General features: G+C 72.0%; 21 protein-coding genes. 16 read left to right on the top strand and 5 right to left on the bottom strand.

Going from position 1 to position 25,715, the window contains the following annotated elements:
* Window positions 1-19: 19 nt before the first annotated feature.
* A complete protein-coding gene (locus ABT137_RS36375) occupies window positions 20-802 on the bottom strand; it encodes a hypothetical protein (RefSeq protein WP_351715417.1) in 783 nt (260 codons plus the stop codon).
* A gap of 41 nt (window positions 803-843) precedes the next feature.
* A complete protein-coding gene (locus tag ABT137_RS36370; protein WP_093499425.1) occupies window positions 844-1,161 on the bottom strand; it encodes an LAETG motif-containing sortase-dependent surface protein in 318 nt (105 codons plus the stop codon).
* 109 nt (window positions 1,162-1,270) lie between these two features.
* Here ABT137_RS36370 and ABT137_RS36365 point away from each other — a divergent pair, with 109 nt between their 5' ends.
* Both ABT137_RS36365 and ABT137_RS36360 read left to right on the top strand, forming a co-directional pair.
* Window positions 1,271-1,615 (top strand): hypothetical protein, encoded by a 345-nt coding sequence (locus ABT137_RS36365; protein ID WP_351715416.1) that lies wholly within the window; start codon window positions 1,271-1,273, stop codon window positions 1,613-1,615.
* Window positions 1,616-1,838: 223 nt separating this feature from the next.
* Window positions 1,839-3,083 carry a L,D-transpeptidase gene (locus tag ABT137_RS36360; protein ID WP_351715415.1) on the top strand — a complete coding sequence of 415 codons (1,245 nt, stop codon included), beginning with the start codon at window positions 1,839-1,841 and terminating at the stop codon, window positions 3,081-3,083.
* Window positions 3,084-3,151: 68 nt separating this feature from the next.
* On the opposite strand, the gene ABT137_RS36355 is transcribed toward ABT137_RS36360, so the two are convergent.
* Window positions 3,152-4,228: a helix-turn-helix domain-containing protein gene (locus ABT137_RS36355; protein WP_351715414.1), complete on the bottom strand. Its 1,077-nt coding sequence runs from the start codon at window positions 4,226-4,228 to the stop codon at window positions 3,152-3,154.
* 673 nt (window positions 4,229-4,901) lie between these two features.
* Between ABT137_RS36355 and otsB the strand changes: the two genes are divergently transcribed.
* The 8 genes from otsB (at window position 4,902) to ABT137_RS36315 (ending at window position 13,624) form a co-directional block, all read left to right on the top strand.
* Window positions 4,902-5,816: a trehalose-phosphatase gene (gene otsB, locus ABT137_RS36350; protein WP_351715412.1), complete on the top strand. Its 915-nt coding sequence runs from the start codon at window positions 4,902-4,904 to the stop codon at window positions 5,814-5,816.
* Window positions 5,813-6,787: a ParB/RepB/Spo0J family partition protein gene (locus tag ABT137_RS36345; protein WP_351715410.1), complete on the top strand. Its 975-nt coding sequence runs from the start codon at window positions 5,813-5,815 to the stop codon at window positions 6,785-6,787. Before otsB ends, ABT137_RS36345 begins: the two co-directional genes overlap by 4 nt.
* A 297-nt stretch (window positions 6,788-7,084) precedes the next feature.
* Window positions 7,085-8,299 carry an acyl-CoA dehydrogenase family protein gene (locus ABT137_RS36340; protein ID WP_351715409.1) on the top strand — a complete coding sequence of 405 codons (1,215 nt, stop codon included), beginning with the start codon at window positions 7,085-7,087 and terminating at the stop codon, window positions 8,297-8,299.
* A gap of 55 nt (window positions 8,300-8,354) precedes the next feature.
* Window positions 8,355-9,419, top strand: coding sequence for a zinc-dependent alcohol dehydrogenase (locus ABT137_RS36335; RefSeq protein ID WP_351715408.1), 1,065 nt, complete (start codon window positions 8,355-8,357; stop codon window positions 9,417-9,419).
* A 111-nt stretch (window positions 9,420-9,530) separates the two neighbouring features.
* On the top strand, window positions 9,531-11,042 hold the full coding sequence (locus ABT137_RS36330) for an alpha,alpha-trehalose-phosphate synthase (UDP-forming) (protein WP_351715407.1): 1,512 nt from the start codon (window positions 9,531-9,533) through the stop codon (window positions 11,040-11,042).
* A gap of 83 nt (window positions 11,043-11,125) precedes the next feature.
* Window positions 11,126-12,034 (top strand): UTP--glucose-1-phosphate uridylyltransferase, encoded by a 909-nt coding sequence (locus tag ABT137_RS36325; RefSeq protein WP_351715406.1) that lies wholly within the window; start codon window positions 11,126-11,128, stop codon window positions 12,032-12,034.
* A gap of 59 nt (window positions 12,035-12,093) precedes the next feature.
* Window positions 12,094-12,648, top strand: a complete 555-nt coding sequence (locus tag ABT137_RS36320) for a flavin reductase family protein (RefSeq protein ID WP_351715405.1) — start codon at window positions 12,094-12,096, stop codon at window positions 12,646-12,648.
* Window positions 12,638-13,624 (top strand): Gfo/Idh/MocA family protein, encoded by a 987-nt coding sequence (locus ABT137_RS36315; protein ID WP_351715404.1) that lies wholly within the window; start codon window positions 12,638-12,640, stop codon window positions 13,622-13,624. Before ABT137_RS36320 ends, ABT137_RS36315 begins: the two co-directional genes overlap by 11 nt.
* Before the next feature lie 7 nt (window positions 13,625-13,631).
* On the opposite strand, the gene ABT137_RS36310 is transcribed toward ABT137_RS36315, so the two are convergent.
* Window positions 13,632-14,237: a CGNR zinc finger domain-containing protein gene (locus ABT137_RS36310; protein WP_351715403.1), complete on the bottom strand. Its 606-nt coding sequence runs from the start codon at window positions 14,235-14,237 to the stop codon at window positions 13,632-13,634.
* A 137-nt stretch (window positions 14,238-14,374) separates the two neighbouring features.
* Here ABT137_RS36310 and ABT137_RS36305 point away from each other — a divergent pair, with 137 nt between their 5' ends.
* From ABT137_RS36305 to ABT137_RS36285, 5 genes are all read left to right on the top strand, one after another.
* Complete coding sequence (locus tag ABT137_RS36305; RefSeq protein WP_351715402.1) at window positions 14,375-15,658, top strand: MFS transporter; 1,284 nt, start codon at window positions 14,375-14,377, stop codon at window positions 15,656-15,658.
* 185 nt (window positions 15,659-15,843) lie between these two features.
* Window positions 15,844-17,373, top strand: coding sequence for a GMC family oxidoreductase (locus ABT137_RS36300; protein ID WP_351715401.1), 1,530 nt, complete (start codon window positions 15,844-15,846; stop codon window positions 17,371-17,373).
* A 199-nt stretch (window positions 17,374-17,572) separates the two neighbouring features.
* On the top strand, window positions 17,573-19,054 hold the full coding sequence (locus tag ABT137_RS36295) for an ABC transporter permease (RefSeq protein WP_351715400.1): 1,482 nt from the start codon (window positions 17,573-17,575) through the stop codon (window positions 19,052-19,054).
* Window positions 19,055-19,257: 203 nt separating this feature from the next.
* On the top strand, window positions 19,258-19,941 hold the full coding sequence (locus ABT137_RS36290; RefSeq protein ID WP_351715398.1) for an ABC transporter ATP-binding protein: 684 nt from the start codon (window positions 19,258-19,260) through the stop codon (window positions 19,939-19,941).
* Window positions 19,942-20,231: 290 nt separating this feature from the next.
* Entirely contained in the window at window positions 20,232-23,480 is a 3,249-nt protein-coding gene (locus tag ABT137_RS36285) for a S8 family peptidase (protein ID WP_351715435.1), read from the top strand.
* A 79-nt stretch (window positions 23,481-23,559) separates the two neighbouring features.
* On the opposite strand, the gene ABT137_RS36280 is transcribed toward ABT137_RS36285, so the two are convergent.
* Window positions 23,560-24,474, bottom strand: coding sequence for a helix-turn-helix domain-containing protein (locus ABT137_RS36280; RefSeq protein ID WP_351715397.1), 915 nt, complete (start codon window positions 24,472-24,474; stop codon window positions 23,560-23,562).
* Between the two features lie 196 nt (window positions 24,475-24,670).
* Here ABT137_RS36280 and ABT137_RS36275 point away from each other — a divergent pair, with 196 nt between their 5' ends.
* The gene (locus tag ABT137_RS36275) at window positions 24,671-25,714 is read left to right on the top strand and encodes an NAD(P)-dependent alcohol dehydrogenase (RefSeq protein WP_351715396.1); all 1,044 of its coding nucleotides are present in this window, start codon (window positions 24,671-24,673) and stop codon (window positions 25,712-25,714) included.
* Window position 25,715 lies beyond the last annotated feature (1 nt).

The raw sequence follows: 25,715 nt of genomic DNA, 5'->3' as shown, positions 1-25,715 counted from the left end.
GGCGCGGGGAACTGCGCGTCTACCCCAGCTTCGCCGACTGGGCCTTGATCACTGCCGGTGGCACCGTGTACGTCTTGCCGGTCATCATCGCGCCGATGTTCATCGTGAAGTACGTGGCGACCGTGTTGCCGTAGCGGACCACCTCCGCGTGCAGCGGGCCCTTGTCGCCGTCCATGTCGGTGGTGGCGGTGAAGGCGATCGACTCGTCGCCCGATCCGGACGCCTTGGCCGGTGCGACCTTCGTGACCTTCTGTTCGTCGCCGGAGGCGCCGCCCGTGAAGCCCGTGGTGCAGGTCTTGAGAGCGGTCGAGACGGCTTGCAGGGCCTGCTGGGCGCCGTCGCCGTCGTACGACGACAGGTCGAGGGAGGTGACGTCCAGGTTCAGGGAGTCCTTGAGCGCGCTCTCGAACTTGCCGTCGGCCATGTCGTCGAGGGAGGTCGCGTCGTCGGTGGGGTCCTTCTTGTCCTCGCGTACCGTGCGGCCGATCTCGGTCGCCGGGTCGGCCGGGGCGAGGCCGGTGAGGACGTAGGCCAGCGGGCGGCACTTCTCGTCGCTGGACTTGATGGTGCTCCGGGTCGGCGCGGCCTCGCCGATCGCGTTGACCTTGTAGCCGTCCACCTCGCCCTGTGCGAGGATCCGCTGCTTCAACTCGGCGGTACTCAGCGCCTTGACGGCGGACGCCTCCCGCGCGGTGCCCGAGGTGTCCGTGGAACTCCCGTCGGAGCAGCCCGTGATGAGGGCGAGGGACAGCGCGCCGCCGACGGCGAGGGCGCAGGTCCGCACGCCCGATGATCTCTTCATGGGAGGACTGTGAGTCCCCGGTCAAAGAGTGGTCAAGTTATTTAAAACTCCAGGCGTTCCCGGCGGACCGAATAGACCACGAAGCCCGCGCCGACGGCGAGGAAAAGGGTGCCGCCGACGACGTACGGCGTGGTGTCCGGGCTGCCGGTGTCGGCGAGGTGGGTGGCGTCCCCGGTCGCCTCGGACGTGGCCTCGGACAGCGCCCTCGCCTGCTGGGTGACCCGGGTCGCCGTACTCTCCGACGTGCCGGTTCTCGCCGGGGCGTCCTGCGACGCGTGGGCGGACGGGACGAACCACAGCGCGCACAGGAGCGTGCCTGCGGCGGTGGCGGTCAGCAACGGGCGGCGAGCGGATGACACGGAATATCGATCCCCTTGTGACGCTGGCGAATTGGCCGTGTGGGCAGATGTTAGTGAAAATCGCGGGTCACGGGAAAGTCACGGGAGGTTTCGGTCGTACGCTCCCGCCATGAGCACTCCAGAGACATCACGTTTTGTACGGCTTCGGGTGGAGCTGGTCCTCGAGGTGGAGGACGCCGACGGGCTCACCAAGGCCGCGCTGCGCCGGATCGCCGGGGATCCCGACCTGCCCGGCGAGGAGCGGACCCAGGCCGAGGTCGCTGTGACGGAAGACACCGCCGAGGCGCTCGCCTATCTCGTCGATCCGTTCGACCTGGTCAGCGAGGTGCCCGGGATCGAGCTCCAGCAGGCCTCCTGGTCCAGCGAGCGGATTTCCTACGATCCCGATTCGCCGGACTGGGATCTCGACGAGGATGATGCCGAGGGCGACGACGAAGAGGGCGGCATCGGCTGAGCGATCCGGGGAACCGGTGACCCCGGGCGGCAACCGCCGCCCGGGGTTTCGTCGTCTCAGAGGGCGCGCGGACCGGTCCCTTCCGCACCGGCCGCCCCTGTGGACGTGGTGTGCCCCACAGATCCGAGGAATGTGGAACGGGGCGACGCCGCCGTAGCGTTGAAGGTTCTTGACGGGGGCTCTCGGTGTGTTCGCGGACTCGGCAACGATGGAGAAGCGTGTGATGACGGACAGTAAGCGGCGCAAGGGCCTGGTGGCCGCGTCCGCACTGCTCGGCGGTGTTCTGGTGCTCACGGCGTGTTCCGGCAGCGACGACAAGGCGTCCGGCGGCGGCCAGAGCTCGCAGGCCCAGGCGGACGAGGCCGCGGCCAAGAAGTCGTCGAAGGCCGACATCACCATCACGCCCAAGGACGGCTCGTCCAACGCGTCGATCAACAACTCCGCGGCCGTCACCGTCAGCAAGGGCACGCTCACCGGCGTCACCATGACCACCGCCGACGGCACCGCGGTCGCCGGCGCGCTGTCCGCCGACAAGACCAGCTGGAAGCCCTCCGCCCAGCTGGAGCGGTCCACCACCTACAAGGTCGCCGCCGAGGCCAAGGACTCCGCCGGCCTGGTCGCGCACGAGAACGCCTCCTTCACCACGGTCTCGCCGACCAACAGCTTCATAGGCACCTTCACCCCGGAGGACGGCTCGACCGTCGGCGTCGGCATGCCCGTGTCGATCAACTTCGACAAGCAGATCACGAACAAGGCAGCCGTCCAGAAGGGCGTCACGGTCACCTCCAGCAGCGGCCAGGAGGTCGCCTGCCACTGGTTCTCCACCCAGCGCATGGACTGCCGCCCCGAGGACTACTGGAAGGAGAACTCCACCGTCACGCTGAAGCTGGCGCTCGACGGTGTCGAGGGCACCTCCGGGGTCTACGGCGTGCAGCAGAAGACGGTCACCTTCCACATCGGCCGCAACCAGGTCTCCTACGTCGACGCCCAGACCAAGGAGATGAAGGTCACCCAGGACGGCAAGACCGTCAAGACCATCCCGATCTCCGCCGGTTCGCCCGACAACAAGACGTACAACGGCATCATGGTGATGTCCGAGAAGTTCAAGGAGACGCGCATGAACGGCGCGACCGTGGGCTTCACCGACAGCGACGGCAAGGGCGAGTACGACATCAAGGACGTGCCGCACGCCATCCGCCTCACCAGCTCCGGCACCTTCCTGCACGGCAACTACTGGGGCGCCAAGTCCATCTTCGGCGCCGTGAACACCAGCCACGGCTGCGTGGGCCTGTCCGACACCAAGGGCGCCAACGACACCAGCACGCCCGCCTACTGGATGTACAGCAACTCGATCATCGGTGACGTCGTGGTCGTCTCCCACACCGGCGACAAGACCGTGGCCCCCGACAACGGCCTCAACGGCTGGAACATGAACTGGGCCGACTGGAAGGCCGGTTCGGCCGTCTGAGCCGTCCGAGCGCTGCCGGGAAGGCGGCCGTCCCCCCGGGGGACGGCCGCCTTCGGCGTTCGCGGGAACTACTCGGCCGGTGCCTCGAACCAGCCGCGGCGCTGGGCCTCGGCGCCCGCGGCGAAGCGGGTCTCGGCGGCGAGTTCCTCCATGAACTCGCTGATCCGGCGGCGCACCGTGCGCGGGGTCAGCCCGAGACGCCGGGCGATCGCCTCGTCCTTGAGGCCCTGCCGCATCAGCGCGGCGATCTCGTGCCGCTGCCCCTCCCGGTCCCCGTAACCGGAGGAGCCGGAGAGCGTCAGCGGCCGGGCCTCGCGCCACAGCAGCTCGAAGTAGTGGCGCAGCGCGTCCACGGCGACCGGCGAGGTCAGGTGCAGGGCCGCGCTGGAGCCGGTCGGGGTGAGCGCCAGCAGGGCCTGGGCGCCGTCGGTGACCTTCAGCTTCATCTGCAGCCGCGGCAGCAGCCGTATCTCCTCGCCGGCCGCGGCGCAGCGCTCGATGATCGCGGCGCCCACGGGATCGCTCAGGAAGGCGGCCTCGTAGATGCTGCGGTGCCGGACGCCCCGGGCGATCGCGGCGGCCGTGGGCGGCTGCGCGGAGCCCTCCGACAGGGGCAGGTCGTAGCGGAACGTCTCCAGGGTCAGGTGCTCCGCCGTGGCCGCCGTGCCGATGGTGTTGGACAGGGCCGCGATGTCGTCGGAGTCGGTGAGCACCCGGGCGAGCCGGTGCGAGGTGGCCTCCTGGGCCTGCCGGTGCGCGAGCCGCCGGATGTGGGCGGCCTCCCGCTGGGAGCGGGCGACGATGTCGTACTGGGCGTTGAGTTCGTGCTGTTTGTGGGCCAACGCCGCTTCCAGGGCCGGTACCGGCGCCGCCGCGGCCAGGACCGGGGGGTCGTGCGGCAGGACGTGCGCGAGCCCTAAGTCCAGCAGGCGGGCGGCGTTTCCCGGGCCGCCGAGCCGCCGGTCGGCGTCCGCCAGTGGAATCAGACCGTCCGTTTCGGCCAGGGTCCGGTAGCTCGTGGCGATGCCCGAACCCGTGAGCGCCGTCAGGGTGCTGACGGTCTGGTCGAGGAGCTCCGCGGCCGTGGTGGTGAATCCGACCGATCTGTCAATGAGCCGCGCGTCTCCGGGTGGCCTGCTGTCCACAATCTTCCTCCCCGTTTGCTTCATTGAATTCTGTACATCCGGGTAGGGTCCGCACCGGCCCCCCGAATCTGCCGGATGGTAGTGCGAAATACCGGACGGGCGTTGTCCTCGCAGGTCGGTGCGGTGCGGGTGGCGGGCCGGCGGTCGCCGCCCCGGACCGGAAGCCCGGCGTCCGGGCGGGACCCGGGCGGGGACCGAGCGGGGCCCGGGCGGGTGGACAGGGGCCGACGGGCCGGGAGTTGGCCGCGTGTGTCCAATCGGCCACCACTTCCCCTGGCCTTCGAAGCCCGGAGCCCTGTGGACTCGCCACTGCGCAGAAGTACGTGTGAACGCGTGTGAACACACGACGGGGGATGTTCCGAGTATGTACAGCAGCAGCACGATCGTGGCCGAAAGCGCGCCGAAGGCGGCGCCGCTGCGGTCGCCCGGCACTGATCTCCAGTGTCTTCGGTCCTGCCCACCCATGTGACGTCTTCTCACGCGAGGCCTCGATCCTCGCGTATGCGAACTCCTCGCGAATGTGAACCGCCGCGCCTCCCTCCGCACCGGTGACCGATGCCCTGCCGTCAGGCGGCCGGCCGTCCGGACGAGGGCCACCGGCCGTGGACCACCGACGTTCCCGGCTGCCTCAGCGCCCGTTTTTCCACATGTGGACGCCAACGGAGACACGACCATGACCAGCACGTCATCGCTTCGCCCTGTCCGCACGGCGGACGAAGAGCTGTGGCCGGCCTTACGCAAGGCCGGTTCCGCGGGGATCTCGCCCGCGGGCTCGGAGGGCCTGAGGGCGCTCCTCGACCGGCCCGAAGAGGCGGTGGTGGCCGTCGACTTCGACGGCACCCTCGCCCCGATCGTCACCGACCCCGCCACCGCCCGCCCGCTGCCGCAGGCCCTCGCGGCCCTCGTCACCCTCGCCCGGCACGGGATGCGCGTGGTGATCGCGACCGGCCGCCCGGCCGGTTACGTGGTGTCCGCCGCCGCCCTCCGCACCGGTGCCGGCGCACCCCGGATCACGGTGCTCGGCCACTACGGCCTCCAGCGCTGGGACTCGGCGACGGGCCGGCTGCGCACCCCCGCACCGCACCCGGCGATCGACCGGCTGCGCCGGGAGCTCCGCCCGCTGGTGGCCCGGCACGGCGCCGGCGCCCGTATCGAGGACAAGGCGCACAGCATCGGCGTGCACACCCGCGGCTGTCCCGACCCCGGCGCCGCCCTGCGGCTCCTGGAGCCCCCGGTGCGGTCCCTGGCCGACGACCTGGGCCTGCGCGTCGAGGCGGGCCGCCTGGTCCTGGAGGTACGGCCGCACGGCGTCGACAAGGCCACGGCCCTGACCGGCTTCCTCGCCGAACGGCCCGCGCACGCCGTGCTGTACGCCGGTGACGACCTCGCCGACCTCCCGGTCCTCCGGCTGCTGACCGGACGCCGGGCCCAGGGGCTGCCCGCCGTCAGCGTCTACAGCGCGCCCGCCCTTTCCGGCGAGGCCGTCCCGGAGCTGCGGGACCACTGCGACCTGCGGGTACCCGGTCCCGCCGGGGTGGCCGCGCTGCTCGCCGTCCTCGGCCGCGGGCTCGTGGACCGCCGGCCATGACCACCTCCCCACCCCCCACCCGGCCGGACCCGGTGCTGTCCCCGGTGCAGAGCATGCCGGTCGCCGCGCTGGCACCCGCCGACTCGCCCCGGGCCGAGGACGTGGACCTGGCCTACGCCAGATCCCTCATGGAGATCGGCGAACTGCCCCCGATCCTGGTGAACCGCCGCACCCTGCGGGTCGTCGACGGCATGCACCGGCTCACCGCGGCGCGGCTGGCCGGCCGGCCCGAGATCGAGGTGCGGTTCTTCGACGGCGACGAGCGGGAGGCGTTCGTGGCCTCCGTGCGGGCGAACCTGCACCACGGGCGGCGGCTCAACCAGCAGGAGCGCTCGGCGGCCGCCCGCCGCGTCCTGACCGCCTACCCGGAGTGGTCGAACCGGGCGATCGCCCAGGCCACCGGGCTGTCCACGAAGACGGTCGCGACCCTGCGGACGCGTTCATCCGGGGACGGACCCCAGTTGAACACCCGGGTGGGACGGGACGGCCGGGCCCGTCCCGTGGACCCCTCCGCGGGACGGGAACGCGCGGCCGCGTATCTGCGTGCGCATCCGGACGCGTCACTGCGCCGGATCGCCTCCGCCGCCGGTGTGTCGGTGGGCACCGCCCGGGACGTGCGGGCACGGGTGGAGCGGGGCGAGGACCCGGTCCAGGCGCGGCGGACCGCCGCGTCCGGTGGACCCGCACCGCTGGCCGCGGTCGGTCCCGCCGACGTCCCGGCCCGCGCGGCGCGGCGCCGCGCCCTGGCCAAGGACCCCCTCGCCGTGCTCGCCCGCGACCCCTCGATCCGCTTCTCGGACCCCGGGCGGCACCTGCTGCGGATGCTCGACAACCGTGCGCTTCTCGGCGCCGAGGGCGCCGTACTGGCGGACGCCGTGCCCGGCCACTGCCGAGCGGCGCTGATCGCCGCCGTACACCAGCACATCGACCTGTGGCTGGCCTTCGCCGGCCTCCTCGAACAGACCGGCTGACCCTCCCTCACCCCGCCCAGGGGCGGCCCGCGCAGTGACGCGCGGGCCGCCCCCTTTTTTTGGGCCGGCAGGCCGGGGGCCGGCGGGCCGGGGGCCGGGGGGAGGCGGGGGCGGTCCCGCTCCCTTTGCCGTTCCTTTCCCGCTCTTTCCCGCCCTTTGCCGTCCCCGCGTGCCGCTCTTTGCCGGGTGCGGACGGTGGCCGGAATTGCCGTTCGGCGCGTGCTCGTACCCTCCGGTTTCCCGTATTGCACACGTGTTCGCCCTGCCTACGCTCCCAGCGACTTGAAGGAGGTGGGTATGGACCACAACCACGACGGCGGGGAGTTCTTCGCCCTGCTCGACGGGAAGCCCGTGTCGGCGCAGACCGCCGACTGGCTCGGCCGGGTCGACGCGATCGCCCCCGTCATCGAGAAGTGGCGTGAGGAGGGCGAACGGCAGCGGTTCTCGCCGCTCCCGGTGTTCGAGGCGCTGCGGGACGCCGGGTTCCCCCGGATGCTGGTCTCCCGTGAACTGGGCGGCGCGCAGGTGCCGTTGGAGACCGGGTCGCAGGCGCTCCAGGCGCTGGCCCGGCTCGACCCGGCGATCGGCTGGCAGATGGGGGTGCAGGCGGCCATCGGACGGCTCTCGGACTACCTGCCGGAGCCGCAGGCCCGCGAACTGTTCCTGGACCAGGACGCGTTGGTGGTCGGCTCGGTCAACCCGACGGGCACGGCCGAGGCGGTCGACGGCGGGTACCGGCTCTCCGGCCGCTGGGGCTTCGCCAGCGGTTCGGCACACGCCGCCTGGCTGGTGTGCGCGGCCCGCGTCACCGCCGGCGGCGCACCCCGCACGACGGACGGGGGCGGCCCGGAGATCCGGATGCTGTTCGTCCCGAAGTCCGCCGTACGGATGCTGGACAACTGGCACACGCTCGGCCTGCGCGGCACCGGCAGCGAGGACTACGAGGTCGACGACGTGTTCGTCGCCGAGCAGTACACCGTGGACCAGCGGGACATGTTCGCCGCACCGCCCGCCCGCCCCTCCCGCGGCTACGGCATCAGCTACTACGACTTCGGTCTGTTCGGCTCGTCGTCGACCGTGCTGGGCGCGGCCCGCGGCGCGCTGCGCGAGTTCCAGCGGCTCGCCCTGGCCAAGCGGCCGGCCGCCGGCACGAGCACGCTGGCCGCCGGCCACACCGTCCAGGACCGGTACGCCCGCGCCGAGGCGAAGGTGCGGGCCGCGCGGCTGCTGCTCGCGGACGCGGGCTGGCACGCCGAGCAGTACGGCGAGACCGGCGGCGACGCGCTGAGCGCCACGGTCCGGCTGACCGCGGCGACCGTGGCCGAGCTGAGCTGCGCGGCGATCACCTCGCTGTTCACCGTGGCGGGCACCTCCTCGCTGTACGCGAGCAGCCTGCTCGAACGCTACTTCCGCGACGCGCACTCGGCCGCGAAGCACATCACCCTCTCGCCCACCAATGTCGAGATGGCGGGCCAGTACCTGCTCGGCGGCGGCCTCGCCATGCGCCGCTGACCCGCCCCGGTACCGGCCCCACTTCCTCAACCGCGACCTGCCCGGAAGGACAACCATGCAGACCATGAAGGCCTTTCAGCTCCTCGCCCCGCGCCAGACCGTGCTCGCCGACGTGCCGCGCCCCGCGGCGCCCGCCGACGGCCTGCTGCTGCACACCCGCTGCGTCTCGATCTGCTCGACCGACATCTCCTTCTTCGAAGGGCACCTGTTCCCCTCCGAGTACCCGGTGATCCTGGGGCACGAGTACCTCGGCGAAGTCGTCGAGAAGGGGCCGGAGTTCACCCGCTCCGACATCGGGATCGGCGACCGGATCGTCTACTGGGGGCAGACCGACTTCGGCGGCTTCGCCGAGTACCGGACGCTGCGCCCGGTGTTCTCCGGCGAGGTCAAGGAGGACGTGTTCTGGGCCGACCGCAACTTCAACGACGACCTGCGGGCCGCCGCGGTGAAGATCCCCGACGCCCTCGACGACCTCCAGGCCTCCTTCATCGAGCCGACCACCGGCGCGCTCCGCTCCATCCTGGGCAACCCGCCGAAGATCGGCGACCGGGTCCTCATCATGGGCACCGGCCCGATCGGCATCATCGCCGGCAGCGTCATCAAGCGCCTGTTCGCCCCGAACCAGGTGGTGTCCGTCGACGCCAACCCGATGCGCAACCAGCACGCCACGGAACACTTCTCCGAGCGCGCCTACCTGCCCGAGGAGCTCATCGCGGAGGTCGCCGAGAACACCTTCGACTACGTCTTCGACGCGCTGCCCACCGTCCGCGTCGAAGACGAGGAGAAGGACCCCCGCCGGGTGGCGATGCGCCGGCTGAAGCCCAAGGGCCGGTACGTGCTGTACGGGGCCTCCCAGGAGATGCAGAAGTTCGACACGTGGCTGATGCTCGCCAAGGGCATCAACATCAGCGCCTCGCCCTTCGACGTCACCGCGTTCCCGATGCACCACTCCGCGAACGTCATCCAGACGGCCATGCAGATGCTGCTGTCCGGCATCGTCGACGGCAGGCGCCTGCTCTCCACCGTGCACAGCTTCCGGGACTACGACGGCCTCGTCGAGATCTTCAAGAACTACCGCAGCACCACCGACCTCAAGACGATCGTCGACTTCCGCGCGTAGGCGCTCCGCTGGAAGACCGGTACGTCGTCTGCGGGTTCGTCGTGGCTGGTCGCGCAGTTCCCCGCGCCCCTTCGGGGCGCGGTCACCCCGCCCCAGAAGGGAAAGCAGGACGTGGACACGCCCAGGACCAGCCAGCCCCTCGCATCCGTCGGGTCCGACGCGGACTTCGTCGTCGTCGCCAACCGTCTCCCGGTCCACCTGGACACTCAGGGCCCGGACGGCCCGCGCTGGCGGCGCAGTCCGGGCGGACTCGTCAGTGCCCTGGAGCCCATCCTGCGCGCCCGTCGCGGCGCCTGGGCGGGCTGGGCCGGAACCACCGCCGGCGGTGCCCCCGCCGACCTGCCCGGCGAGGACGTCCGGCTGCACGCGGTCCCGCTGGACGAGACCGAGTACCGGGAGTACTACGAGGGTTTCTCGAACACCACGCTGTGGCCGCTCTTCCACGACGTGGTGGTGCCGCCCGACTTCGACCGCGGCTGGTGGCAGAGCTACCAGCGGGTCAACCAGCGCTTCGCCCGGCACGCGGCGTCCCTCGCCGCCCCCGGCGCGACCGTCTGGATCCAGGACTACCAGCTGATGCTCGTCCCCGAACTGCTGCGCGCCCTGCGGCCCGACGTACGCATCGGCTTCTTCCTGCACATCCCGTTCCCGCCGCCCGAACTCTTCCTCCAGCTGCCCTGGCGCGGCCAGATCGTCGACGGCCTGCTCGGCGCCGACCTGATCGGTTTCCAACTCCCGGGCGGTGCCCAGAACTTCCTGCACCTGGTGCGCCGGCTGCGGCGGGCGGAGAGCGTCGGCCACGCACCCCGCTCGTCCGTCCTCGGCACCGTCCTCGTGGGCGACCGCGAGGTCCGCGTCGGCGCCTTCCCGATCTCCGTCGACGCGGCCGGCCTGGAGGAGCTGGCCGCCGGCGAGACCGTACGGGAGCGGGCCGGGCAGATCCGCCGGCAACTGGGCGAGCAGCGCAGGATCATGCTGGGCGTCGACCGCCTCGACTACACCAAGGGCATCGACCAGCGGCTGCGCGCCTTCGAGGGACTCCTCGCCGACGGCCGGGCCACCGCGTCGGACACCGTCCTCGTCCAGATCGCCACCCCCAGCCGGGAGCGCGTCGAGCACTACCGGCGCCAGCGCGCCCGCATCGAGGCCCGGGTCGGGCACATCAACGGCACCTTCGGGCAGGTCGGCCAGGTCCCGGTGCACTACCTGCACACCACCGTCGACCGCACCGAACTCGCCGCCCTCTACCGGGCCGCCGACGTCATGCTGGTGACACCGCTGCGCGACGGCATGAACCTGGTCGCGAAGGAGTTCGTCGCCGCCCGCCCCGACCTGGGCGGCGCGCTGGTGCTCAGCGAGTTCGCGGGCGCCGCGCACGAGCTCACCCGGGCCCTGCTGGTCAACCCGCACCACCGGCACGAACTCCAGGACGTGATGGCCACCGCCCTCACCCTGGACCCGGCGGACGGCCGGCGCCGTATGCAGGAGCTGCGCCGGCACCTGCGCGAGCGGGACGTCCACCACTGGGCCCGCTCCTTCCTCACCGCCCTGGGCGGCGCCGGACACGGCTCGCTCCTCCCGGACACCGGCGACCCGGCCGCCCGTGCGAGCAGCGTCGCCTGACGCACGGCCTTCGACGCCCCTTCGCGCCTCTCGACGCCCTTTGACGCCCTTTGACGCCCTTTGACGAAGAGGACGTATCCACCATGACCCGACCGACGCCACGCGTCCGCAAGGCCGTTGTCCCGGCCGCCGGGCTCGGCACCCGTTTCCTGCCCGCCACCAAGGCCACCCCGAAGGAGATGCTGCCCCTCGTCGACAAGCCCGCCATCCAGTACGTCGTGGAGGAGGCCGTCGCCGCCGGTCTCGACGACGTCCTCATGGTCACCGGACGCGGCAAGCGGGCCCTGGAGGACCACTTCGACCGCAACGCCGAACTGGAGGCCGTCCTGTCCGGCAAGGGCGACACCGCCCGGCTGGACCTGGTGCGCGCCGCGACCGACCTCGCCACCGTCCACTACGTACGCCAGGGCGACCCCAGGGGCCTCGGGCACGCCGTGCTCTGCGCCGCCCCGCACGTCGGCGACGAGCCCTTCGCGGTGCTCCTCGGCGACGACCTGATCGACCCCGCCGATCCCCTCCTGCCGTTCATGACCGGGCTGCGGGAGGAATTGGGGGGAAGTGTCATCGCCCTCCTTGACGTCGGCGCCGGGCACATCCACCGCTACGGCTGCGCCGCCGTCGAGCCCGGCGACCGGGACGGCGTCGTCCGCGTGACCGACCTGGTCGAGAAGCCCGAGCCGGGCCGGGCGCCCAGCACCCTCGCCGTCATCGGCCGTTACGTCCTCGACCCGGCCGTCTTCGAGGTGCTGGCCAAGACCGGCCCCGGGCGCGGCGGCGAGATCCAGCTCACCGACGCCCTGCGCACCATGGCGCGCGATCCGCGGATCGGCGGCCCGGTGCACGCGGTGGTCTTCACCGGTCGCCGCTACGACACCGGCGACCGCGGCGAGTACCTGCGCGCCACCGTCCGGCTGGCCTGCCGCCGCGAGGACATCGGCCCGGAGTTCCGCGCCTGGCTGCGGCACTTCGCGGCGGCGGAACTCGCCGGCTGACCGACCGCACCCCCGCCGTCGCACTGTTCGTGACCACGCCCGAGGAGGCGCCGTATCCCATGTCCGTCGCTGCCGAAGAAGCCGCCGAAAACGCTGCCGAAGACGCTGCTGAAAACGCTGCCGAAGACCTCGACTTCACCCGTGCCATGGCCCGGGTACCCGGCCCGGTGGTCGTCACCACCACGGTCGACGACAGCGGACGCCGCTGGGGCTTCACCGCGAGTTCCTTCGTCTCCCTCTCCCTCGACCCGCCCCTGGTGACGGTGAGCCTGGACAAGAAGGCCAGTACGCATCCCGCGTTCGCCGTCGCCGGCCACTTCATGGTCAACGTCCTGGCGCACGACCAGTCCGAGATCGCCCGGCGGTTCGCGACCTCGGGTGTGGACCGGTTCGCGGCGGGCGACACCGAGCCCCTGGAACGCGGACTGCCCGGCATCCCCCGGGCGGTGGTCCGGCTGGCCTGCCGGATGCACGAGGTCGTGGACGGCGGCGACCACAGCATGCTGGTCGGCCGGGTCCTGGACTGCGTCACCTCCCACGAGCGGGAGGCGCTGGTCTACGTCGACCGGGGCTTCGTACGCCCCGCCGCACCGGAAGCCGCCCGTGCCCGCTGAGCCCGCACCCGACCCGGGTCCGCCGCGCCCTCGCGTGGCGGTCCTGGGCACGGCCCACCCGCACCTGGGCGACCACCTCCGCGCACTCGCCGGACGCGCGGAGGTGGTCGCCGTCCACGCCGGGCGCCGGCCGTGGGGCGGGTCCGGCCCGCACCCCGAACTGCGTGGGGTGCCCGTCGTACCCGGTGCCGCGGCAGCGCTCGCCGGCGCGCAGCTCGCCCTGGTCTGCGCCACGACCGCCGAGCACCCCGAACTGCTCACGGCCGTGGCCCGGGCCGGCGTCCCGGCCCTGGTGGAGAAACCCCTCGCCGCCGGCCTCGCCGAGACGGAGGAGCTGGCGGACCGGCTCGCGGCGGCCGGTACGGCGGTGACGACGGCGATGTTCCTGCGCTGCGCCCCCGTGCTGCGCCGGGCCCGGTCGCTGGTGGCGGACGGGCGGCTCGGGCGGCTGGTGGCGTGCGATGCGTGGTTCACCCATCCCGGCCTGCTGGACGGGCTGTTCACCGGTTCCGGCGCGGCCTGGATGCGGGATGCGCGGTGGGGTGCCCGGGGCGCCTTCGCGGACCTCGGGGTGCATCTCGTGGACCTGCTGCGCTGGTTGCGGCCCGAGGCCGGCCTCCGGGTCCGCGGCGCCGTCCTGCACCCGTCGCCGGACGGCCTGCCGGGCGACGCGGGCGGCACGGCCCTGCTGGAGTGGGGCGCGGTGCCGGCCGCCCTGCACGCGGGGTGGATGTCGCGCCCCGGGGGCGTCCGGCTGCGCCTGGAGGGGACGCGGGGCACGCTCCAGGTGGCGGGCGGCGAGCTGACGCTGACGACGACCGACGGGACGCTGACGGAGGCCCACCGGCCACCGGCGGCCGGCGACGCCATGACCGCGTTCCTGACGGGCGCCGGGGAGCCGGCCGGCCCGGCGGACGCCGTGGCCTGCGCCCGGGTCCTGGAGGAGATCGCCGAGGCCGCCGTACGCCCAGGGTGATGAGGCGTCAGCTCCCGGCCGGGCTTGTGTGCCTGGTGCGCCAGGTCTGCTTCTTGGCCTGGTTGCCGCAGGTCTCCATCGAGCACCAGCGGCGGTTGCCCGGGCGGGACGTGTCGAGGAACCAGGCGGCGCAGTGCGGTCCGGAGCAGGCCCGCACCCGGTCAAGGGCGGGCGAGGTCGCCAGCGCGAGCGCGTCGCGCGCGATGTCGGCGAGGACCGCGCCCACCGGGTCCGCGGCGCTCCAGGTCACCGTGCCGTCCGCGGCGAGCACCGGAACCGGGGGAGCCGCGGCGGCGGCCCGGTTCAGCAGCTCCCGCTCCCCGGGCGGGCAGCCGGCCGGGCCGGTGGACGAGCGGGCCGCGGTCAGCAGCGCATGCACCGCCTCCCGTACCGCCTGCGCCTCGCGGAGCACGTCCGGTGCCGGAGCCGGGACGGCCGTGCCGTCGGGATAGGGGCCCAGCTGGGCGATCCAGGCGGTCAGGGCCTCGGGGGTGTCCAGTTCCTCGGTGGCGCCGTCCATGCCGCGCAGCCGGAGCGTGCGCATGAAGTCCAGGCAGATCCGGCCCGCGCCGCTGCGGAAGCGGGGGGCCGTGGGCGCGGGTGTGTCGGGCATGAGAACCACCCTACTGCGGAACCGGTTTTACTGGTACCGTCGAGGAACCGGTTAAAACGGTTCTCGGCGGAGCCTCCGAACTCTCCGGCTCCGCCCCTCTTCCCTGTCTCTGTCCCCTTCCTCGCCAGAGGTGTGTCGTGTCCGCTGGGCCTCCCTCCCCCTCGTCGCCGACGCTGAGCCGGCGCCTGATCCTGCTGCTCTCCGTCGCCTGCGGCGTCGCGGTGGCCAACATCTACTTCCCGCAGGCGATCAGCCCGCTCATCGCCGACGACCTGCACGTCTCCCCGGAGTCCGCGGCCGTCGTGGTCACCTGCGCCCAGCTCGGCTACGCGGCCGGCATCTTCCTGCTGGTCCCGCTCGGCGACCGGCTGCGCCACCGCGGCCTGATCACCACCCTGCTGCTGGTGACCTGCGCGGGGCTGGTGCTCGCGGGCACCGCCACCTCGCTGCCGGTCCTCGCCGTCGCCAGCGCGCTGGTCGGTCTGACCACCGTGGTCCCGCAGATCCTCATCCCCATGGCGGCCGGCCTGACCGCACCGGAGCGCCGCGGCGCGGTCACCGGCACCCTGCTGTCGGGCCTGATCGGCGGCATCCTGCTGGCCCGCACCTTCTCCGGCACCCTCGGCGAGTGGCTCGGCTGGCGCGCCCCCTACCTGGTCGCCGCCGGCCTGGTGCTCGTCCTCACCCTGGCCCTGGCCGCCGCGCTCCCCACCACCACGCCGAGCACCGACCAGCCCTACCCGGCCCTGCTCGGGGCCTCGCTGCACCTGCTGCGCACCGAGCCGCAGCTGCGCCGCTCGGCCCTCAACCAGGTGCTGGTGTTCGCCGCCTTCAGCGCCGCGTGGACCGCCCTCGCGCTCTACATCACCGGCCCCGCCTACCACCTGGGCACCCCGGCCGTCGGCGTGCTCGCCCTGGTGGGCGCGGCCAGCATGTTCGCCACCCCGGTCGCCGGGCGCCGCACCGACCGTCAGGGCCCCGACGCCGTCAACCTGGTGTGCATGGTGGGCGCCATCGCCGCCGGCGCCCTGCTGCTGACCGGTCACCTCGGCGGTGCCGTCGGCCTGGTCGGCCTGGGCGCCGGGATGCTCCTGCTCGACGTGGCCATGCAGTCCGGCCAGGTCGCCAACCAGGCGCGCATCTTCGCGCTCCGCCCCGAGGCCCGCGCCCGCCTCAACACCGCCTACATGACCTGCGCGTTCCTCGGCGGCAGCGCCGGTTCCTGGCTGGGCGTGCGGGCGTACTCCGCCTTCGGCTGGAACGGCGTCTGCGGCCTGGTCATGCTCCTGGCCGGCCTCGCCCTCCTCCGGAACGTGCTGCGCGCCCGCCCGGCCGCGGTCCCGGCCGCCCCGGCACCGGAGCAGGCCACCGCGTCCTCCGCCACCGCCTCCACCTCCGACTCCGCCCCCGCGGCCCGCTGACGCACCGCCCGCCCGGTCACCCAGCAGTCACCCCGTCACCCCAGTACTCACCGCACACACGAAGGAGCTGTCATGGCCGATACCCCGCGCCGGAAAAGCACCGTCTGGGACCGCCGGAAAAGCACCACCTGGGGCCTGACCACGCCCCCGGCCGGCACCGCCCAGGGCCGAGAGGCGGTCGCCCGGTGAGCGAGTGGGACTACGTCATCGTCGGGGCCGGCTCCGCCGGCTGCGTGCTCGCCGACCGGCTCAGCGCGGACGGCACCGCCCGGGTGCTCCTCGTCGAGGCCGGCACCGGGACCGCCGGGACCCGCCCCGAGGTGCAGGTGCCGATCCTCTTCCCGCGGCTGTTCGGCGGCGACCTGGACTGGAACTTCAGCACGGTGCCCCAGCCCGGCCTGGGCGACCGCGAGATACCGATCCCGCGCGGGAAGGCGGTCGGCGGCTCCTCGGTGATCAACGCCCAGCTGTGGACCCGCGGCCACCGCGCGGACTACGACGGCTGGGCCCGGGCGGGCCTGGACGGCTTCGGCCACGACGACCTGCAGCCCTACTTCGACCGCGCCGAGCAGCGGATCAGCCTCTCCGGGCTGCGCTATCCGCTGCCCGTGACCCCGGCGTTCGTCGACGCCTGCGCGCGCCTCGGGTACACCCCGGCCGCCGAGGTCCAGGAGGGCTACGCCCTGGCCCGCGCGACCCACCGCGACGGCCTGCGGCACAGCTCCGCCGACGCGTACCTCACACCGGCCCGGGAGCGGTCCAACCTGACCGTCCTCGCGGACACGCTGGTGCGCAGGGTGCTGTTCGAGGGCACGCGGGCCGTCGGGATCGAGGTCGAGGGGGAGTCGGGCACCGAGACCCTGCGCGCCGAACGCGACGTCATCCTGTCGGCCGGCGCCGTCGGCAGCCCCCACCTGCTGCTGCGGTCCGGCGTGGGCCCCGCGGCGGAACTGGCCCGGCACGGCGTCCCGGTGGTGCGGGACCTGCCGGGGGTGGGCCGCGACCTGACGGACCATCTGCTCGTGCCGCTGGCCTTCGAGGCCCAGGGCTTCTGGTCGCCCGGTTCGGGCACCTCGCCCGAGCAGATCGACCAATACCTGCGCGACCGCCACGGCTCCCTGGACTCGATCATCTCCGAGGCGCTGCTGTTCCTGCGCACCCGGGAGGAGTTGGACGCCCCCGACATCGAGATCGTCCACCTGGTGGTGCCGCTGGGCGAGCACCAGCGGCCCGCGGCGCACGGCATGGCGCTGGGCGTCATCCTCATGCGCCCGCACAGCCGCGGCACCGTCACCCTGCGCAGCGCCGACCCGTACGACGCCCCGCTGATCGACCCCGGCTACCTGACCGACGAGGCGGGGGAGGACCTGGGGACCCTGGTGGCGGGCGTGCGCGCGGCCCAGCGGATCCTGCGTCAGCCGGACCTGGCGCAGTGGCTGGGCAAGCCGCTCACCGACGGCGCGCTCTCCGAGGACCTCGACGACATCACCGCGTACGTCCGCGCCACCGGCGGCAGCATCCACCACCTGGTGAGCACCTGCCGGATGGGCACGGACGAACGCGCCGTCGTCGACCCGTCGTTCGCGGTCCGGGGCGTGAGCGGCCTGCGGGTGGTGGACGCCGCCGCGATGCCGAGCCTGGTACGGGCGCACACCCACGCCCCCGTGACCGTGCTCGCCGAACGCGCCGCCGACGTACTCCTGGGCGAGCGCTGAGAAAAGGGCGTCGAAGCGTTGAGCCGCCCCGGCCGGTGATTCCCCCGCCCGGCCGGGGCTTCCGCGCGCCCGCGCCGGGGTGCCCGGGCCGGGCGCTGACAGCCCGGTGCGGGGCCGTTCCTGGCCTCCGTACAGCCTTCTCATGCATCTCTTATTTAGGCCTTATCGAGCCATCACGGTGCGTCCCTACCTTGCGGTCATGTTCTTCACCTACCTGAGGCGCGAATTGCGCCGCCGCAGAAAGGCGGCTCTCGTCGTCGCCTCCGGCCTCGCGCTGGGCATCGCACTGGTCATCGTGGTCAACTCCGTGTCCAACGGCATGGGGAAGGCGCAGGACAAGGTCCTCCAGTCGCTGTACGGCCTGGGTACGGACATGACGGTCACCAAGGCCGCGTCGGCGTCCACGAGTGCCTCCCAGCGGCCCCGCTTCAACTTCGACGCGCAGAACAACGGTTCGTCGAGCACGCAGAGCAGTGACCGCGTCATGGTGCAGGGCTTCACCACCCTCGCCTCCACCACCGTCTCCAAGGTCGGCGACCAGAAGGGCGTCGCGACCGCGGTCGGCGGGCTGAACCTCAACGTGGTCAAGATCAGCGGCCAGTTCACCCGGGGTCAGTTCCAGCAGAACCAGGGCTCCGGCGGCACCGGCGGCAACCGCGGCGGTGGTAGCACCGGAGCACCGCAGGGTGAAGTCCAGGGCGGCGGCGCCAACTTCGACGTCAACTCGTACACGGTCTACGGCACCGACGTCACCCAGACCGCGGTCGGCCCGCTGACCTCGTCGAAGATCACCAGCGGCCGTACCTTCAAGACCACCGAGACGAACTCCAAGGTGCTGGTCGCCGACTCGGCGTACGCCAAGGAGAAGAAGTACAAGGTCGGTTCGACCGTCACCATCAACAAGGTCAAGTTCACGATCATCGGCATCGCGACGGCCGACAGCGGTGACGCGGCGGCCAACCTGTACATGCCGCTGAAGCAGGCGCAGACGCTCGCCGACGAGAAGAACAAGGTCACCACGATCTACGTCAAGGCGACCGACTCCAAGCAGATCTCCTCGGTCAAGAAGACCATCCAGAGCAACGTCTCGGGTACGACGGTCACCACCTCCGCCGACCTCGCGGACACCGTCTCCGGCTCGCTGTCCACGGCGTCCTCGCTCGCCACCAACGTCGGCAAGTGGCTGTCCATCGCGGTGCTCGTGGCCGCGTTCCTGGTCGCCGGCCTGCTCACCTCCTCGGCGGTCTCCCGCCGCGTCCGTGAGTTCGGCACGCTGAAGGCGCTGGGCTGGAAGTCCGGCCGGGTCACCCGGCAGGTCATCGGCGAGGCCATGGTCAACGGCCTGGTCGGCGGTGCGCTCGGGATCGGGCTCGGTCTGGTCGGCGCGTACGTGGTCACCGCGATCAGCCCCACGCTGGACGCCTCCGTCGGCAGCGGTGGCGGCACCGGTGGCGGCACGGGTGGCGGCGGCTTCGGCGGCGGTGGGGGCGGCGGCTTCGCCGGCGGTCCCGGCCGGCAGACCGCGAAGACCCTGGAGGTCGCCCTCACGGCCCCGGTCAGCGTGACGACGATCGCGCTGGCGGTGGGCCTCGCGGTGGCCGGCGGCCTGATCGCGGGCGCGTTCGGCGGCTGGCGCGCGTCGCGGCTCCGTCCCGCGGACGCGTTGCGGCGGGTCGAGTAGTTGACGTCGGCCGTGGCTGGGGTGGGGGTGTCGCTCGCCCGCGCTTGCGGGGTGCCGCTGCGCCCACCCGTGCCGCCCCAGCGGCACGACTGCCCGCAGCTAGGACGTGCCCCCGTAAGGGGCGCGGGGAACTGCGCGACCAGCCCCCACTCACCCGCGGCCGACAACGCACCGCCCCACCCCGAACCCTCCCAGGAGCCACCATGTACGAACTCAGAAGCGTCACCAAGCTCTACTCACGCGGCAAGGACACCGTCCGCGCCCTCGACGGCATCGATCTCACCATCGCCGACGGCGACCGCCTGGTCATCCAGGGCCCCACCGGCGGCGGCAAGTCCACCCTCCTGCAGATGCTGGGCGGCCTGGACCGGCCGACCTCCGGCGAGGTCGTGCTCGACGGCACCGACCTGGCCAAGCTCTCCGAGACCAAGCTGACCCGGGTCCGCAGCGAGAACATCGGCTTCGTCTTCCAGTCGTTCAACCTGATCCCGACGCTCACCGCCCAGGAGAACGTCGAGACCGCCCTCGTCCCGCTCGGCGTCAAGACCAAGGAACGGCGCGAGCGCGCCGCCGAGGCGCTGACGTCGGTCGGTCTCGGGGAGCGCCTCGGCCACCTGCCCGGCGAGATGTCCGGCGGCCAGCAGCAGCGCGTCGCCATCGCCCGGGCCCTGGTCAAGCAGCCCAAGGTGCTGCTCGCCGACGAGCCCACCGGCAACCTCGACGAGGGCATGCGCGACGAGATCATGGACGTACTGGAGAGCATGTGGAAGGAGCACGGGCTGACCTTCATCATGGTCACCCACGACTCCGCGATCGCGAAGAAGGCCCCGCGCCTCGCGACCATCCGCAAGGGCAAGATCACCGTCAAGGAGAACGCCGGCGCATAACACCGGCGCGCCGCGCGCAACCACGCGGTTGTGTAACGGTGTTCACCCCGGCGCGTAACAGTTGTCCCGCACTCTTCTTACCGGCCTCTCATCTATTGAGCCCGCTGATCACCCCCCGGCATACTCCGTATTCCGGGGGGTTGACGTATGTGCGTACGGGACTGCCCCCGGCCGGGTGAACGGGGAATTCGCCCGGTACATCGTCTCCTGGGGGAGTCTTGCGCAGACAAGTGAAAAGAGCTGCCGTGGCCACCGTGGCCACGGCGGCGGCCGTCGCGCTGGCCGCGGGCATGACCAGCCCGGCGTCGGCGAAGCCGGAATCGCGCGCCGCCTCGGCCGCGGCCGCCTCTTCGCTCACCGCCAAGCACCACGTCACCCTGATCACCGGCGACCGGGTCGCCCTCGACGCCAAGGGCCGGGTCGTCGGCCTGGAGCGGGCCAAGGGGCGCCAGCACATACCCTTCCGGATCAGCAAGGTCGACGGGCACACCCTCGTCGTCCCCGGTGACGCCGTCCAGCTGGTGGCCTCCGGCAAGCTGGACCAACGACTGTTCGACGTCACCGAGTTGAACAAGGCCGCGACCCGCAGGGCGCAGCAGAACGGCCTGAAGGTCATCGTCGGCTACCGCGGCGCCGCCACGGCCACCAAGGCCGACGTCCGGGACGCGGGCACCCTGCGGCACAGCCTCAAGACGCTCAACGCCGACGCCGTGCAGACCCCGGTCAAGGAAACGCCCGAGCTGTGGGACGCGGTCACCAACGGCGACCAGGCCGCCGCCGGCATCGCGCACGTCTGGCTCGACGGCGTCCGCAAGGCCAGCCTGGACAAGTCGGTACCGCAGATCGGCGCGCCCACGGCCTGGAAGGCCGGTTACAACGGCAAGGGCGTCAAGATCGCCGTTCTGGACACCGGTGTCGACGCGACCCACCCGGACCTCAAGGACCAGGTGATCGAGTCCAAGAACTTCAGCGCGGCCGCCGACGCCTCCGACCACTTCGGCCACGGCACGCACGTCGCGTCCATCGCGGCGGGCACCGGCGCCAAGTCGCACGGCAAGTACACGGGTGTCGCGCCCGGCGCGAAGATCCTCAACGGCAAGGTCCTCGACGACACCGGCTCCGGCGACGACTCCGGCATCCTCGCCGGCATGGAGTGGGCGGCGGCCGAGGGCGCCGACATCGTCAACCTCAGCCTCGGCGGCTACGACACCCCGGAGATCGACCCGCTCGAAGCCGAGGTCAACAAGCTCTCCACCGAGAAGGGCATCCTGTTCGCGATCGCCGCGGGCAACGAGGGCCCCGAGTCGATCGGTTCGCCGGGCAGCGCCGCCGCCGCGCTCACCGTCGGCGCCGTCGACGGCAAGGACAAGCTCGCCGACTTCTCCTCGACCGGCCCCGCCGCCGACGGCTCCATCAAGCCGGACGTCACCGCGCCCGGCGTCGACATCACCGCGGCCGCGGCCAAGGGCAGCGTCATCGACCAGGAGGTCGGCGAGAACCCGCCCGGCTACCTGACCATCTCCGGTACGTCGATGGCGACCCCGCACGTCGCGGGTGCCGCCGCGATCCTCAAGCAGGAGCACCCCGACTGGGGCTACCAGGAGCTGAAGGCGGCCCTGACCGGCTCCGCGAAGGGCGGCAAGTACACGCCGTTCCAGCAGGGTTCGGGCCGGATCGCCGTCGACAAGGCCATCAAGCAGACCGTGCTCGCCGACCCGGTGTCGGTGAACTTCGGTGTGCAGCAGTGGCCGCACACCGACGACACCCCGGTCACCAAGCAGCTGACCTACCGCAACACCGGCACGTCCGACGTGACGCTCACGCTGAAGTCGTCCGCCACCGACCCCAAGGGCGCGGCGGCCCCGGCCGGCTTCTTCAAGCTCGGCGCGACCCAGGTGACCGTCCCGGCGGGCGGTACCGCCTCCGTCGGCCTCACCGTCGACACCAAGCTGGGCGGCACCCTCGACGGCGCCTACTCGGCGTACGTCACGGCGACCGGCGGCGGCCAGAGCATCCGCACGGCGGCCGCGGTCCAGCGTGAGGTGCAGTCGTACGACGTCACCGTCAAGCACATCGGACGCGACGGCAACCCGACCGGTGTCTACAGCACCGACCTCGTGAACTACTCGAGCCTCGGCAGCGGCCGCGACTACGTCGTGCCGACCTCCGACACCGGGACCGTCACGTTCCGGGTGCCGAAGGGCACGTACCTGCTGGACGCTCTGATCGCCAAGGACTTCACCACCTTCGACGGCGGTGTCGACTGGCTGGTCAACCCGAAGCTGAGCGTCACCAAGGACCTCACGCTCACCATCGACGCCCGCACCGCCAAGGCCGCCGACATCACCGTGCCGGACGCCCAGGCCAAGCCGCACATGGCGACGATCGACTACATGTACGACCCGGCGGGCATCGGGTTCGGGATCGGCTTCGACAGCTTCGACAAGATCCGGGCCGCGTCGCTGGGCGGCGAGGTCGCGAACGGTCTGACCCAGACCTGGAGCGGCCAGTTCACCAAGGGCGGCAGCGAGGAGTACGACGTCGCCACCAGCGCCCGGGTCAAGAAGCTGCAGGGCGGCAAGGTCCGGCACTTCAAGACGAGCGAGCTCGCCACGGTCAAGAACGCCGTCGGCGCCTCGGCCCCGGACAAGACCGGCTCGGTCAGCCCGTGGGGCGTCGTCGGCGAGGACTTCGTCGTGGGCGACGCGGTGGAGCAGAAGCTGCCCGGCACCCGCACCTTCCACGTCTCCACCGTGGACGGCGCGCAGTGGGCCTTCGACGCCACGCAGTACTCCGGCCACGACGCCCAGGGCATGCCGATCGCCGACGCCTTCTACACACTGGGCGACCCGAAGGCGTACAAGGCCGGCAAGGCCTACCGGAACACCTTCAACACGGCCGTCTTCCAACCGGAGCTGAGCAGCGGGTTCGGCCTGTACCGGGACGGCAACCAGATCTACGGCATCGTCCCGCTCTTCTCCGACGGTGCCAGGCACGCGGGTTCCTCCGACTTCCTGTCGGTGAACACCACCCTGTACCGCAACGGCACCAAGGTGGGCTCCAACAAGGACCCGCTCTTCGGCGACGGCGTGTTCACGGTGCCGTCCGGTGACGCCGCGTACAAGCTGACCACCTCGGTCGTCCGCTCGGCCAAGGTCGCCGCCGCCTCCACCCGGATCGACGCGAGCTGGACCTTCCGCTCGAAGAAGCCGGGCAGCGGCACCCCGCTGGCCCAGCTGCCGGCCTCCACCGTCCACTTCGGCGCCAAGACCGGCCTGGACAGCCGCGTCGCGGCGGGCAAGAAGGCCACCTTGCCGGTCACCGTCGAGGGCGCGGCCGCCGGTCGCAACCTGAAGTCCCTCACGGTCTACGTGTCCTACGACCACGGCCGGAACTGGCGGAAGCTGACGGTCAGCCACGGCAAGATCACCGTCAAGAACCCGGCCAAGGGCAAGGCACTCTCGCTCCGCGCCACGATCGTCGACAAGAAGGGCAACAAGTCGATGGTCTCGATCTACGACGCGTACTACGGCAAGTGAGCCGTGGCCGCTGAGTAGCACCCCAGCGGGCGGCCCGTCGGAAGCGCGGCTTCCGGCGGGCCGTTCTCCATGCCGCCGGTCAGGGGGCGGGGGCGACCCGGGTGGCGTCCGTGCCCCAGCTGGCCAGCAGGCGCAGTGCCTCGGCCGACGGGGAGCCCGGTTCCGCGTGGTACGTGACCAGGGCCTGGTCCTGGTCGCCGGGCATGCGGAACGACTCGTAGTTCAGGGACAGCTCACCCACCAGCGGATGGTGCATCCGCTTCACCCCGAACGACTTCTCCTTGACGTCGTGGGTCGCCCACAGCCGGCGGAACTCCTCGCTCTTGACCGAGAGCTCGCCCACCAGCGCGGAGAGCCGGGTGTCGTCCGGGTAGCAGCCCGCGTCCATCCGCAGCTGGCACACGATGTCGATCGCCTTCTGCTCCCAGTCGACGAAGAGCTCGCGGTAGTCGGACCGCAGGAACGTCAGCCGCGCCCAGTTGCGCTCCGTCACCGACAGCTCCGCCCAGTCACCGAAGAGGGCCGCCGCCATCGGGTTCCACGCCAGGATCTCGGAGCGCCGCCCCACGATGTACGCCGGCACGCCCTCCATCGACTCCAGCAGCTGCCCCAGCGACGCCCGCACCTGCTGCGGCCGCGCCGACGCCTTCTTCTTGTGCTGCTTGCCCTTGGCGAGGTGGGTGAGGTGCGCGTGCTCGGCGTCGGTGAGCCGCAGCGCGCGGGCGATCGAGTCCAGCACCTCCGCCGACACGTTCCGCCCGTTGCCCTGTTCCAGGCGCGTGTAGTACGCCACCGACACCCCGGCCAGCTGCGCCAGCTCCTCGCGCCGCAGCCCCGGCACCCGGCGGTGCCGCCCGAAGTCCGGCAGCCCCACGTCGGAGGGGCGCAGCCGGGCCCGCCGGGTGCGCAGGAACTCGCTGAGCTCGGCACGCCGGTCCAGGGACGGGGAGGCGGAGGCGGGGGTGGCCGAGGCGGGCAGGGGCAGGTCTTCCATACATCCAGTATTCACGGTCGTACGCACCGGAACCTGATCCCGCCAGTGGTAGGCACGGCAGACGTACGCAGAGGCGGGGGCTGGGTGACGGACGTAGCGTGGAGGAGCCTGGAAGCGTGCCCGGGACGGAAGAAGGCGACCGGGCGCGAAGACACCTCTAACCGGGTGTGAAGACACCTCTAGGAGAACCCCCCTCATGACCACTGTTGCTGCTTACGCCGCGCCCGCCGCCAAGGCACCGCTGGAGCGGACCACGATCGAGCGGCGCGCGGTCGGCGAGTTCGACGTCCTCATCGACATCGAGTTCGCCGGTATCTGCCACTCCGACATCCACCAGGCCCGCGAGGGCTGGGGTACGGCGATCTTCCCGATGGTGCCCGGTCACGAGATCGCGGGCGTCGTCTCGGAGGTCGGCCCGGGTGTCACGAAGTACGCGGTGGGGGACCGGGTGGGCGTCGGCTGCATGGTCGACTCCTGCCGCGAGTGCGACAACTGCAAGGCCGGTCTCCAGCAGTACTGCACCGGCGGCGGCCCGACCTGGACGTACAACGCCGTCGGCAAGGACGGGCAGCCCACCTACGGCGGCTACTCGCAGAAGGTCGTCGTCGACGAGAACTACGTCGTCCGCATCCCCGACGGCCTCCCGCTGGACGTCGCGGCTCCCCTGCTCTGCGCCGGCATCACCACGTACTCCCCGCTCAAGCACTGGAACGCCGGTCCCGGCAAGAAGGTCGCGGTCGTCGGCCTCGGCGGCCTGGGCCACATGGGCGTGAAGATCGCCGCCGCCCTGGGCGCGGAGGTCACCGTCCTCTCCCAGTCCCTCCGCAAGAAGGACGACGGCCTGAAGCTGGGCGCCACGCACTACTACGCGACCAGCGACCCGAAGACCTTCGAGAACCTCAAGGGCACCTTCGACATCATCCTCAACACGGTGTCGGCGCCGCTCGACTTCGACGCCTACCTGTCGCTGCTGCGCACGGAAGGCGCCATGGCCAACGTGGGCCTCCCGGAGGAGCCGGTCCAGATTCCGCTGTCCTCCGTCTTCGGCCACCGTCGTGTCCTGACCAGCTCCAACATCGGCGGCATCCCGGAGACTCAGGAGATGCTCGACTTCTGCGCCGAGCACAACCTGGGCGCCGAGATCGAACTCATCAGCGCCGACGAGATCAACGAGGCGTACGAGCGGGTCGTCAACAGCGACGTCCGCTACCGGTTCGTGATCGACACGGCGACGATCTGAG

The sequence above is a fragment of the Streptomyces sp. NPDC001980 genome (assembly GCF_040296885.1).
GTDB lineage: Bacteria > Actinomycetota > Actinomycetes > Streptomycetales > Streptomycetaceae > Streptomyces.
Note: the sequence above shows the minus strand (reverse complement) of the source record. Positions and strands in the feature narration are given on the sequence as shown.